The 12,003-nt window shown below is 60.9% G+C and carries 10 protein-coding genes; 6 read left to right on the plus strand and 4 right to left on the minus strand.

Going from position 1 to position 12,003, the window contains the following annotated elements:
* Positions 1–16: 16 nt before the first annotated feature.
* On the minus strand, positions 17–1,171 hold the full coding sequence (gene mnmA / locus ACZ1JM_RS13440; protein ID WP_465132886.1) for a tRNA 2-thiouridine(34) synthase MnmA: 1,155 nt from the start codon (positions 1,169–1,171) through the stop codon (positions 17–19).
* A gap of 141 nt (positions 1,172–1,312) precedes the next feature.
* On the opposite strand from mnmA, the gene ACZ1JM_RS13445 reads away from it, so the two are divergent.
* The 6 genes from ACZ1JM_RS13445 (at position 1,313) to ACZ1JM_RS13470 (ending at position 8,741) form a co-directional block, all read left to right on the plus strand.
* The gene (locus ACZ1JM_RS13445) at positions 1,313–1,660 is read left to right on the plus strand and encodes a hypothetical protein (RefSeq protein ID WP_465132887.1); all 348 of its coding nucleotides are present in this window, start codon (positions 1,313–1,315) and stop codon (positions 1,658–1,660) included.
* A gap of 1 nt (position 1,661) precedes the next feature.
* Positions 1,662–1,961 (plus strand): CtrA inhibitor SciP, encoded by a 300-nt coding sequence (gene sciP, locus ACZ1JM_RS13450; RefSeq protein ID WP_465135076.1) that lies wholly within the window; start codon positions 1,662–1,664, stop codon positions 1,959–1,961.
* A 289-nt stretch (positions 1,962–2,250) separates the two neighbouring features.
* Positions 2,251–3,462 (plus strand): efflux RND transporter periplasmic adaptor subunit, encoded by a 1,212-nt coding sequence (locus ACZ1JM_RS13455; RefSeq protein ID WP_465132888.1) that lies wholly within the window; start codon positions 2,251–2,253, stop codon positions 3,460–3,462.
* 17 nt (positions 3,463–3,479) lie between these two features.
* A complete protein-coding gene (locus ACZ1JM_RS13460; RefSeq protein ID WP_465132889.1) occupies positions 3,480–6,911 on the plus strand; it encodes an efflux RND transporter permease subunit in 3,432 nt (1,143 codons plus the stop codon).
* Between the two features lie 82 nt (positions 6,912–6,993).
* Positions 6,994–8,202 carry a DUF445 domain-containing protein gene (locus ACZ1JM_RS13465; RefSeq protein WP_465132890.1) on the plus strand — a complete coding sequence of 403 codons (1,209 nt, stop codon included), beginning with the start codon at positions 6,994–6,996 and terminating at the stop codon, positions 8,200–8,202.
* A complete protein-coding gene (locus ACZ1JM_RS13470; RefSeq protein ID WP_465132891.1) occupies positions 8,199–8,741 on the plus strand; it encodes a GNAT family N-acetyltransferase in 543 nt (180 codons plus the stop codon). Before ACZ1JM_RS13465 ends, ACZ1JM_RS13470 begins: the two co-directional genes overlap by 4 nt.
* Positions 8,742–8,846: 105 nt before the next feature.
* Here ACZ1JM_RS13470 and ACZ1JM_RS13475 read toward each other — a convergent pair whose 3' ends face one another.
* The 3 genes from ACZ1JM_RS13475 to sucC form a co-directional block, all read right to left on the minus strand.
* Positions 8,847–9,776 (minus strand): electron transfer flavoprotein subunit alpha/FixB family protein, encoded by a 930-nt coding sequence (locus ACZ1JM_RS13475; RefSeq protein ID WP_465132892.1) that lies wholly within the window; start codon positions 9,774–9,776, stop codon positions 8,847–8,849.
* Positions 9,776–10,522: an electron transfer flavoprotein subunit beta/FixA family protein gene (locus ACZ1JM_RS13480; protein ID WP_465132893.1), complete on the minus strand. Its 747-nt coding sequence runs from the start codon at positions 10,520–10,522 to the stop codon at positions 9,776–9,778. The genes ACZ1JM_RS13475 and ACZ1JM_RS13480 overlap by 1 nt, the downstream gene beginning before the upstream one ends.
* 215 nt (positions 10,523–10,737) lie before the next feature.
* Positions 10,738–11,937 carry an ADP-forming succinate--CoA ligase subunit beta gene (gene sucC, locus ACZ1JM_RS13485; protein ID WP_465132894.1) on the minus strand — a complete coding sequence of 400 codons (1,200 nt, stop codon included), beginning with the start codon at positions 11,935–11,937 and terminating at the stop codon, positions 10,738–10,740.
* Positions 11,938–12,003: the final 66 nt, after the last annotated feature.

Below are 12,003 nucleotides of genomic sequence, written 5' to 3' on the forward strand. Positions count from 1 at the left end.
GTCAGGTAAACCGATCTCAGATCGCGCTCTGCGTCGAATCGATCCAGCCGCCGCCTATAACCCGCTCGCCAGCGTAGATCACTGCCGCCTGCCCCGGGGCGACACCGTATTCCGGGGTATCGAACCTGATCGTCGTGGCAACGCCATCGCCAAGCGCACCTTCCAGCGTGACGGGCACAGGCTTGGCCAGTGAGCGCACTTTGGCCGTCAGCGGCCCATCGGGCAGCGGACCGATGCGATTGGTTTCCACCACCCGCGCCGATGCCGTCGCCAGAAGCCGCCTTGGCCCAACCCGGACCTGGCGGGTGTCCGCATCGATGCCGGTAACGTACAGCGGTTCGGGTTGGCCGCCGATCTCCAGACCACGCCGCTGTCCTACGGTGTAGTGAATGACGCCGCGATGAGCGCCAAGCACTGCCCCGCTCTCGGCGTGGACGATGTCACCGGGCGCCTCGCCTTCGGGCCGCACGGCGCGGATGACCTTGGCGTAGTCCCCATCGGGCACAAAACAGATGTCCTGGCTATCAGGCTTGGCCGCGTTGCGCAGTCCGGCCGCCTCGGCCAGCCGACGTGTCTCGGTCTTGGGCAAGCCACCCAGCGGAAAGCGCAGGAAGTCCAGCTGCGCTTCGGTGGTGCCATACAAGAAATAGCTCTGGTCGCGGGCGGGGTCGGCGGCGCGATGCAGTTCGGCCCCCGCCACGCCCATCACCCGGCGAACGTAATGCCCGGTCGCCAGGCAATCGGCGCCGAGTTCGCGGGCCATAGCCAGCAGGTCGGTGAATTTCGGACCCATGTTGCAGCGGATGCATGGAATCGGGGTTCGTCCTGCCAGATAGTCATCGGCAAAGCGCTCGACCACGTCTTCGCGAAATGCGCTTTCGTGATCGAAGACGTAGTGTGCGATGCCCAGACGATCGGCGACCGCCCGGGCATCCCGGATGTCGTCGCCAGCACAGCAGGCGCCCTTACGGCCCGTCGCAGCGCCATAGTCGTAAAGCTGGAGCGTGACCCCGATCACTTCCGCGCCGCTGGCAGCCGCCAGCGCGGCTACCACGGAGCTGTCCACCCCGCCCGACATGGCGACCACGATGCGCCGCGCACTGAGCGGGCCGGAAAGCTGGAACAGGTCGGCAGCATCGAGGCCGGACAGGAGATCGGTGGAAACAGTCATTACCTGCGCGCCATACAGCTTTCAGCCCCGGATTCCTACCGGCAGTCTTTTCGGCCGGGGAACTGCGTCCCTCTCCGTTCATGAAGAATCGGTAAACCGCGCCTTTACGATCCCTTGACCATGATCAGGTATAGACCGTTCATGGACATCGCACGAAACTATATAGCCCCGGAAACAGGGGATGCGCCGGGTCGCGCAAGTGACGAGGTCGCGAACCTGGAATTGCCGACCGATCTTCAGCAGATCGACTGGCAAGCGCTTCGTTCGCGCCTCTTCGCTGCGCAAGGTTCGGCGGGTACGCAAGGCGCGGATCTGGCGGCCACTCGGTTACGGTTGAGGGGCAGCTTCGATGGCTGCGCAGCGTCGACCCTCGATACTTACCAAACTTCCTTAAACGCCATTAACCCTGATAGTTCAAGCAATGGCAAGCCGCTTCAGGGCAATACGAAGCCTGTCGCTGACGTAAACGCCAGCGATGAGCGAGGGTGACATGATCGAGAACCAGAAAATCCGTCCAGCACAGGTCATTGGCCCTCTCGGTGAACCGCTGACGGTCGATTCCTTGCCGCCACCAAATACCACTCGGTGGGTTGTGCGTCGAAAAGCGGAAGTCGTTGCAGCGGTTAACGGCGGCCTGCTTTCGATCGACGAAGTGTGCGATCGCTATTGCCTAACCTTGGAAGAATTCGCTTCATGGCAACGGGCTGTGGATCGCTCCGGGATGCAGGGATTGCGTGTGACCAGAATTCAACATTATCGCGATTTGTACGAACGCCAACAAAAGTTCTGAAAACGCGAACGCGCACCGACATCGACTATGCGGTCGTGAGCACAAGTTCACGGCCGCTTTTCTATTCCAATCAGCAATAAAATAATGGTGAAAGTCGCTAACGCGCAATCATGTCGTTGGTCGATGCAGAACGCCCGTGGGCTGACGGACGATTGCCACTTATTGGCCCCGGGTCTATGGATTGTCGCGGTTGGGCCACATTGATGCACCGCTTCTCGATGAACGGCGCATTCCGTGCGGCGGGAGGAAAACGCGCCGCCCAAGACGTGCGTGTGTGCTGCGGTGACTGATGAACTACGACGGCAAAATTGAGCGAGGCCAGACCCATAGCAGCGAGCCTGTGGTTGTCGATGCAGAGGGTGACCCGGTGATCCCGGAGGCGCTACAGGGCGCGGCATCGCGTCGCCGGCTCGCCGTGATCGGTCTGATCGTGTTTGCCATCGTCGTTGTGGTCTGGTTCTTCATTCGCAGCGAAGAAGCGACTCCGGCAAACACCGGTGACGCCCAGGTCCCGGTTGTTTCCGTAGTGGTGCCCGGACGTTCGACGGTGGCCGGGGAAATTTCCACGACCGGAGCGCTTGCTGCAAGGCGGCCGATGCCAGTGGGATCGGTCGGCGAAGGCGGCGAAGTGCGCGAGATACGCGTCGATGCCGGCGACTGGGTTGAACAGGGCCAGGTTCTGGCGGTGATCGATCGGTCGGTGCAGACCCAGTCCGCCGCGAGCCAGGCCGCCCAGGTGGAAGTGGCTCGCGCCGACGCGCGCATCGCCCAATCCAATCTCGATCGCGGACTGAAGCTGGTGGATCGGGGATTCATCTCCAAGGCGGACATCGATCAACTCACGGCCACACGCGATGCCGCCGTGGCACGAGTGAAAGTGGCGCAAGCGACGCTTGGGCAATTACGGGCGCAGAATGCCCGCCTCAATATCATCGCGCCCGCCGCCGGGTTAGTACTGGAACGCGCTGTTGAGCTTGGGCAGGTCGTTGGATCGGGCAGCGGTGTTCTGTTTCGACTGGCCAAAGGCGGGGAGATGGAATTGCTCGCCACTCTTTCGGAAGGCGATTTGGCTGCGCTGTCGATCGGCGTCGAGGCGAAAGTCACGCCGGTCGGGCAACCAAGAACCTTCATCGGTCAGCTCTGGCAGCTGTCGCCCGTCATCGATCCAAACACCCGCCAGGGCACGGCCCGGATAGCGCTCCCGTACGACAAGGCGCTGCGTCCTGGTGGCTTCGCCAGCGCAGTGATCAAAAGTGGCGCGGTTGTGGCGCCCATGCTGCCGGAATCTGCGATCCAGAGCGATGCGAAGGGCTCGTTCGTCTACGTCATCGATGCCAGGAACATCGCCCATCGCAAAGCCGTGAAGACAGGCATGGTCACCGACAAGGGCATCACTGTCGCCTCCGGCCTGACTGGCACCGAAAAGGTCGTGCTGCGGGCAGGTGGTTTTCTCAACGATGGTGACACGGTCAAGGCGCGACTTGTCACTGCCGGCAACTGACGGACGGCTTCAGCCCCATGCGTAACATCTCGGCCTGGTCGATCCGCAACCCGATCATCCCGATCGTTTTCTTCATCGGTTTGATGATTGCGGGCATCGTTTCGTTCATCCGTATGGACGTGAACAACATGCCGGATGTCGAACTTCCGGCAGTGCGGGTCAGTGTATCCCAGCCCGGCGCTGCTCCGACAGAAATCGAAACCCAGATCACGCAAATCATCGAGGGCTCTGTTCGCTCCATACCGGGCGTAGATGAGTTGCAATCCACTGCATCGGAAGGGCGATCGACCACCATCGTTTCCTTTACTGTCGGCACCAACCCGGATGTGGCGACCAATCAGGTCAAGAACGCAATTGATCAGGTCCGCGGCGAACTGCCCGATGGCATCCTGGAACCACAGGTTGCCAAGATTGAAGCGGGCGGTGGTGGGTCGCTCGCGTATTTCGCGGTCGCTGCCGACGATATGACGATCGAGCAGCTGAGCTGGTTTGTCGATGACACCATCTCAAAGTCCCTACTGTCCGTCCCTGGCATGGCGACGGTGAGCCGTGACGGAGGCGTCACGCGTGAAATCCGCGTTGTCGTCGATCCCCATCGCATGATTTCGCTTGGGGTGAGTGCCGCTGAGGTCAACAATATCCTGCGTCAGGTGAACGTGGACGCGGCGGGTGGCCAGGCGGAAATCGCTGGGTCCCGTCAGTCGGTCCGTGTACTGGGCAACGCGCAGGATGCCTACGCCCTGTCGCAGACACGGATCAATCTTGGAAACGGTCGCCAGATCAAGCTGGCGGACATCGCCAACGTCTTCGACGGTTACAGCGACCGCACCGACGTGGCGCGTGTTGAAGGGCGCGAGGTCGTGACGTTCGGCTTCGAACGCGCTCGCGGCGCTTCGGACGTGACCGTCTATGACGAGGCTGCCAAGAAGCTCGACGAAATTCGCAAGGCCAATCCCAACGTTCACATCACCCGATTATTCTCTCAGGTCGATTACACGCGCGGTCAGTACACCAGTTCGATGGAGGCCTTGGTCGAGGGTGCGGTATTGGCGATCGTCATCGTCTACCTTTTCCTGAGGGACTGGCGCGCCACGATGATTTCCGCCTTGGCTATCCCCCTTTCGGCGATCCCCACGTTCTGGTTCATGGACCTGTTGGGCTTTTCGCTGAACTTCCTATCGCTGCTCGCCCTTAGCTTGGTTGCCGGCGTTCTTGTCGATGACGCCATTGTCGAGATCGAGAACATCGTCCGACATATGCGAATGGGCAAATCCGCCTATCAGGCATCGATCGACGCCGCAGACGAGATCGGCCTGGCGGTCGTTGCCACCACGTTCTCGATTGTCGCGGTGTTCCTGCCGGTAGGTCTTATGCCGGGCATCCCCGGGCAGTTCTTCAAGGCGTTCGGCCTTACTGTAGTTGCTGCCGTCCTGATGAGCCTTGCCGTGGCGCGTATCATCACGCCGATGGTCGCCGCATACTTCCTCAAAGCCCACGGACATGCCGAACATGGCGGTGGCCGAGCGATGGATTTCTACATGAAAATCCTCGCCTGGACGCTCGATAGCCGCGAAGCTCAACACCGCAAGGCCGCTCTCGTGCCCCAACCGCGCGCGTGGTGGTACGCCATCGCTGCCGCCGTGGCATTCATCGCCTGCATTGCAGCGGGGCTTGCTTCAGCCACGCTCCTCTTTTCGATCATTCAGGGCTTCCTGACCAAGGTGGGGCTGGCCAAGTCTGCCTTCGTACTGGCGGCAGTGCTGGCGCCGCTTGGAATTCCCGTTGCGATATGGGCTCTCGGCAAGGGCCTGCGCGTTGTGTCGGCTGGGGCGTTCGGTCGCTGGTACCGCTATTTTACCGACCGCGTGATCGCGCGCATGCATGACCACCGCTTCTATGCCTTCTGCGCCAGTATCTACGCGCTTATAGTAACGTTCGCGCTGCTTGCCGGGCTGCCTCAGCAGTTCCAGCCCAATACGAACAACGATACCAGCGAGGTGAAGATCGAGATGGTGCCGGGCACCACGCTCGAACAAAGCGCCGATGTCACGGGGCGCGTCACCCGCATGCTGGAGAAGCAGCCGGAAGTCGACCGGGTGCTTGAGTTTTCCGGAGAAGGCTCTGGCACCCTTTATATCGCGTTGAAGCCCGCGAAAGAGCGTGAAGCCACCAGCATCGAGTTTGAACGGCGCCTCGCGCCCAGCTTGCAAGACATTCCCGATGCGCGCGTGACATTTGCCACGCAGTCGGGCGGTTTCGGTAGCGGGCGCGATATTTCCGTGATGCTTTCCGGCAGCGATTCGGAATTGCTCAACAAGACAGCGCAAACGCTGGTCGAACAGATGCGCTCGGTCCCCGGAGTCGTCGCCCCTCGCATCGCCGCGGATCTGCAGCGTCCGGAACTCGTCATCGTTCCCCGGCTCGATCTGGCAGCGCAGCTGGGCGTGACGACGGGCGCGCTGAGCCAGACGATCCGCATCGCCACCTTGGGCGAAATTGATCAGAACACCGCCAAGTTCTCCCTCAGCGATCGCCAGATCCCGATCCGCGTCCTGCTGGACCGCACCTCACGCCGGGATTTTTCGACGATCGAGAACTTGCCGGTCGCCACCGCGAATGGCGGATCGGTTCCGCTAAGCCGAGTGGCGGAAATTCGTTTTGGCGCAGGCCCCACCCAGATCCAGCGCTATAACCAGTCCCGCCGCATTTTCGTGGGTGCAGACCTTGGCGAAGGCCAGATCAAAGGCCCAGCGATGGCCGCGATCCAGAAGCTGCCCATCATGAGAAACCTGCCAACTGGGGTCTCGAACGCTCCGGTGGGTGAAGATAAGTGGCAAGGCGAGATGATCGCCAACTTCATGATCGCTGTCGTCAGTGGCATCTTCCTGGTGTTTGCGGTGCTTGTGCTGCTCTACAAGCGGTTCGTGTCCCCACTGGTGAACATGGCTTCTCTGCTGTTGGCACCGTTGGGCGGGATGCTTGCATTGACCGTGGCAGGGCAGCCGATTTCGATGCCCGTGTACATCGGCATCCTCATGTTGCTCGGCATTGTCGCCAAGAACTCGATCCTCCTCATCGATTTCGCGATCGAGGAAATGGCGAAAGGGGTGAACAAGCTCGACGCCATCATGGACGCAGGCCACAAACGCGCCCAGCCGATTGTCATGACCACAGTGGCCATGACCGCAGGCATGGTGCCCACCGCGCTCTCCCTGTCCGGTGACGGCGCATTCCGTGCGCCCATGGGCGTGACGGTGATCGGGGGGCTAGTGCTATCCACCCTGCTCACTTTGGTCATCGTCCCGGCAGCCTTCAGCCTTGCCGATGGTTTCGAGAAACGGATCGGGCCTAAACTGCGCAAATCCTTGCTTACCTACGACCCGAGCCACGCCGAAGACGATCGTAAGGGGCCTGAACATCGAGGCGAAAGCCCGTATCCGGCCGAGTAAGGAAAGGGATACGTTGCCGCCAGCAGGACCCGGTTCGCCACCCGTCGTGCTGAATGGCCCGGTGCAGGATAAGGCGCGTCGCATGCGGCTCTTTGCCACCGGGCTGCTGCTGGCGATGGCGATCGCCTTCATACTGCTGCGCCGCTTCGGCGGCGATAGCGTGGGTTGGGGCTATGCCATCGCGTTTACCGAAGCGGCCATGGTCGGCGGCTTGGCGGACTGGTTTGCGGTGACCGCCCTGTTTCGTCGCCCCTTGGGCCTGCCGATACCACACACCGCGATCATCCCCGAAAACAAAAACCGCATAGCTGACTCGATGGCAGCGTTTTTGCGCGACAATTTCCTGACTCCGCAAGTGGTCGCCCGGCGCGTGAATGCCTTCAATTTCGCGGGCGCCGCTGGCGGTTTTCTGTCCGATCCCGGGCGTGGGGGCGAATCGCGCCTCAGAGCCGGGGCGGCAAACCTGCTGGCTGACGTGCTAGAATCGCTTGATCCCGAACGGCTGGGAAATCAGGTCCGCGCCGGACTTGCCCGACAGCTTGAGCGGATCGAGATCGCACCGCTGCTTGGCCAGATCCTGTCATCCGCCATTGCCGATCGCCGCCACCTGCCGCTGATCGACAGCGCGATCCGTTGGGCCGGTGAAGCGCTGGAGGCAAACGAAGACTTGGTCAGAAACATGATTCGCGAACGCGCAAACGGCCTGTTGCGCTTCACCGGTCTGGATAGCCGCATCGCCAATTCGGTGCTGGACGGTCTGTACAAGCTGCTTGCCGAGATGATCGTCCAGCCCGACCACCCCCTGAAAGCCAAAGTCGAACAGATGCTGGAGAGCCTGGCCTACGACCTTGTGCATGACGAAGTGCTGCGCTCTCGAGTTGAGAACGCCAAACGGGACCTTATCGCCAACCCCGCGGTGAGCCGGTGGTGGCAGGGTGTATGGGAACACCTCCGCCACAAACTGATCGCTGCTGCCCGCGATCCAAATACCGCGCTGGGCGGGCAACTGACCACGATGCTGGCCGAACTTGGCGACGCTTTGCGGCTCGACACAAGGCTGCAGGCCCAGATCAATCGCTTTGCGCGTCGCACTATGGTGGGGGTGACCGCCCGCTATGGCGGGGAAATCGTCCGCCTCGTATCTGAGACGGTAAAGCGCTGGGATGCCCGTACGGTAAGCGATCGGATCGAGGGAGCGGTCGGACGCGACCTTCAATTCATTCGCATCAACGGGACACTCGTCGGCGGCTTGTTCGGTTTGTGCATCCATACTATCGACCGCCTGCTGTGAATGATGCTCCCTTCCTCCAGACCGATAGGTTCGACTTGTGGCGTCCCGCTGCGACTGACCTGGACGGGATGTGCCGGCTTTTGTCTGACATGGAAACCCGGCGTTATCTGGGTTCTTTTCGCGCAGGTCCTCAGCGCCAGTTCGAGCGCCTTATGCGCAATGCCGGATCCTGGATGCTTCATGGATATGGCAATTTCGCTGTTCGTGAACGCGGCGCAAGCGCGCTGATCGCGAGTTGCGGGGTGTTTCATTCGTGGCGGGGATTTGGCGCAGACCTGGGCATGGACGACGTTCCCGAGGCAGGCTGGATCGTCCGCCGCGACTGGGTTGGCAAAGGCGTCGCAAAGGAAGTCATGGACGCGGTATTTAACTGGTTCGACCGCACCCACGGCCCTTGTCGCATTGCCTGCATGATCGAAGAAGGAAACACCGCGTCACAGCGGGTAGCCGCGATATTCGGCTTCAAACACTACGCACACCATTGCGACGATGACGGCATCAAGCTCAATCTGCTCGAGCGGTTACCAGCGTTGCGCTGACACCTCTTGCGCCACCCGGCCGATGGTTCATAACGGACTGTAGATCACACGAAAAACCCCCGGACTCTCATCCGGGGGCCATTTCTTCGCCCGATCAATAACTGATCAGAGTTTGCCAGTCAGTTCAGGCACAGCCGTGAACAAATCGGCCACAAGCCCAAGGTCGGCAACCTGGAAAATCGGCGCGTCTTCGTCCTTGTTGATCGCGATGATCGTCTTGGAGTCCTTCATCCCGGCCAAGTGCTGGATCGCGCCTGAAATGCCGACGGCAATGTACACTTCCGGAGCAACGATCTTGCCGGTCTGGCCCACCTGGTAGTCGTTCGGCACGTAACCCGCATCAACCGCTGCGCGGCTGGCACCGACAGCTGCACCGAGCTTGTCTGCAAGCGGCAGGATCGTGGCTTCGAACGTTTCCGAATCCTTGAGCGCGCGCCCGCCGGAAACGATGATCTTCGCGCTTGTCAGTTCCGGGCGCTCCGACTTAGCGAGTTCGGCGCCGACGAAGCTGGACAGTCCGGCATCACCCGCACCTGAAACGTCCTCGACTACGCCCGAACCACCGGTTGCTGCGGCCTTTTCGAACGCAGTGCCGCGAACCGTCAGCACCAGCTTGGCATCGCTCGATTCGACCGTGGCGATGGCATTGCCCGCGTAGATCGGACGCGTGAAGGTCTTCTCGCCCTCGATCGAAAGAATATCCGAGATCTGCATCACGTCCAGCAGAGCAGCAACGCGCGGAGCGATGTTCTTGCCGGTCGTGGTCGCCGGGGCGACGAATGCATCGTGATCGCCCATCAGATCAACGATCAAGGGAGCAACGTTCTCCGGCAGCCCGTGCTCGAAGGCGTCGTCATCAGCCAAGTGGACTTTGCCCACCCCCGAAATCTGCGCCGCAGCATCGGCTACGGCACGGCAGCCCGAACCGGCGACCAGCAGGTGCACTTCGCCCAGCTTTGCCGCTGCGGTAACAACGGCCAGGGTAGCGTCCTTGACCGACGCATTGTCGTGTTCAACCCAAACAAGCGTCTTCATCAGGCGACTCCCATTTCCTTGAGCTTGGCCACCAGCGCATCGACGTCGGCCACCTTGACACCGGCCGAGCGCACAGGCGGTTCAGACACCTTCAGCGTCTTGAGGCGCGGCGCGATTTCTACACCGTAGTCAGCGGGCGACTTCACATCGAGCTGCTTCTTCTTGGCCTTCATGATGTTCGGCAGCGAGGCATAGCGCGGCTCGTTCAGCCGAAGATCGGTGGTGACGATTGCGGGGAGCGACAGCTTCACCGTCTCCAGTCCGCCATCGACTTCACGGGTCACTGCCACGCTTTCGCCATCGATCTCCACCTTGCTGGCGAACGTCCCCTGGGGACGGCCAAGCAATGCGGCAAGCATCTGGCCGGTCTGGTTGGAATCGTCGTCGATCGCCTGCTTGCCCAGAATGACCAGGCCAGGGTTTTCTTCGCCCACGATAGCCTTGAGAATCTTGGCGACGGCCAGAGGTTCGACTTCGGCATCGGTTTCGACCAGGATTGCTCGGTCCGCACCCATTGCAAGGGCGGTGCGCAGCGTTTCCTGTGCTTTCGTCGGTCCAACCGAGATCGCGATGATCTCTTCTGCCTTGCCCGCTTCCTTCAGGCGGATAGCTTCCTCGACCGCAATTTCATCGAAGGGATTCATGCTCATCTTGACGTTGGCAAGGTCAACACCGGTGCCATCCGCCTTGACGCGCGGCTTTACGTTGTAATCGATAACCCGCTTAACGGGCACGAGGATCTTCATTGATCTGTCCTCTCAACTCAGCACGGAAAAATTTAACCGCGCGATTAAACTCTAGCGATTGCTATCGCGGTCGCTGCCCATCCCGTCAAGCCCTGCCGCGATTTGACAGGCTTCAGCGTATGGCGGGAAGATTACATGCACAAACGGCGAAGGTCGCGAAACCTCCGCCGTTTGATTATCTCATCAAATCATCCACGCGATGGTGTTCCCGATGATCAGGCCGCGTTCTTGACCTCGGCGACGATCTTCTTGGCGGCATCGCCCAGATCGTTGGCGGGGACGATCGGCAGGCCCGAGTTGGCCAGGATGTCCTTGCCCTGCTGGACGTTGGTGCCTTCGAGGCGGACGACGAGAGGAACCTGCAGGTTCACTTCCTTTGCCGCAGCAACGATGCCCTCAGCGATGACGTCACACTTCATGATGCCGCCGAAGATGTTGACCAGGATGCCCTTCACGGCTGGGTCGGCAAGAATGATCTTGAACGCTGCAGTGACCTTTTCCTTGTTGGCGCCGCCGCCAACGTCGAGGAAGTTGGCCGGGAACATGCCGTTCAGCTTGATGATGTCCATTGTGGCCATGGCCAGGCCCGCGCCGTTGACCATGCAGCCGATGTCGCCATCGAGCTTGATGTAGGCAAGGTCGTACTTCGATGCCTCGACTTCGGCAGGATCTTCCTCGGTCTCGTCGCGCAGTTCCTGGACGTCGGGGTGACGGTAGAGCGCGTTCGAATCGAAGCTCATCTTGGTGTCGAGGACGAGCAGGTTGCCGTCCTTGGTTTCCACCAAAGGATTGATTTCGAGCATATCGCAGTCGAGCGCGACGAACGCCTCGTACAACTGCTTGGAGACCTTCTGCGCCTGCTTATTGAGATCGCCCGTCAGCTTGAGAGCGAAGGCGACCGCGCGGCCATGGTGCGGCTGGAAGCCCGATGCGGTGTCGACGGTGATCGTCGTGATCCGCTCCGGCGTCGAGTGGGCAACTTCCTCGATGTCCATGCCACCCTCAGTCGACACGATCATCGCGACTCGGCTCGTGGCGCGATCGACGACCATCGAAAGGTAGTATTCCTTGGCGATATCAACGCCGTCGGTCACGTACAGGCGGTTCACCTGCTTGCCGGCATCGCCTGTCTGGATGGTGACGAGCGTATTGCCGAGCATCTCCTTAGCGAAGGATTCGACTTCCTCGATCGACTTGGCGAGACGCACACCGCCCTTGGCATCGGTGCCCAGTTCCTTGAACTTGCCCTTGCCACGGCCACCGGCGTGGATCTGCGCCTTCACGACATAAAGCGGCCCGGGGAGCTGCTTGGCGGCGGCGACCGCTTCCTCTACAGTCAGCGCTGCAATCCCGGCTGGGATACCCACGCCATACTTTGCGAGCAGTTCCTTGGCCTGATATTCGTGAATGTTCATCGCTCAAATCGCTTTCTGCTGGAGGTCCCGGGAAGGCGCCGTAGCCATACGTTCGCCTGCCGCCTA

This window comes from Novosphingobium sp. BL-S-24 (genome assembly GCF_055521575.1).

Excerpts from the sequence above, each read along its gene's own strand:
- mnmA (WP_465132886.1), bottom strand. The coding sequence starts at position 1,171 with ATGACTGTTTCCACCGATCTCCTGTCCGGCCTCGATGCTGCCGACCTG.
- ACZ1JM_RS13445 (WP_465132887.1), top strand. The coding sequence starts at position 1,313 with ATGGACATCGCACGAAACTATATAGCCCCGGAAACAGGGGATGCGCCG.
- sciP (WP_465135076.1), top strand. The coding sequence starts at position 1,662 with ATGATCGAGAACCAGAAAATCCGTCCAGCACAGGTCATTGGCCCTCTC.
- ACZ1JM_RS13455 (WP_465132888.1), top strand. The coding sequence starts at position 2,251 with ATGAACTACGACGGCAAAATTGAGCGAGGCCAGACCCATAGCAGCGAG.
- ACZ1JM_RS13460 (WP_465132889.1), top strand. The coding sequence starts at position 3,480 with ATGCGTAACATCTCGGCCTGGTCGATCCGCAACCCGATCATCCCGATC.
- ACZ1JM_RS13465 (WP_465132890.1), top strand. The coding sequence starts at position 6,994 with ATGCGGCTCTTTGCCACCGGGCTGCTGCTGGCGATGGCGATCGCCTTC.
- ACZ1JM_RS13475 (WP_465132892.1), bottom strand. The coding sequence starts at position 9,776 with ATGAAGACGCTTGTTTGGGTTGAACACGACAATGCGTCGGTCAAGGAC.
- ACZ1JM_RS13480 (WP_465132893.1), bottom strand. The coding sequence starts at position 10,522 with ATGAAGATCCTCGTGCCCGTTAAGCGGGTTATCGATTACAACGTAAAG.
- sucC (WP_465132894.1), bottom strand. The coding sequence starts at position 11,937 with ATGAACATTCACGAATATCAGGCCAAGGAACTGCTCGCAAAGTATGGC.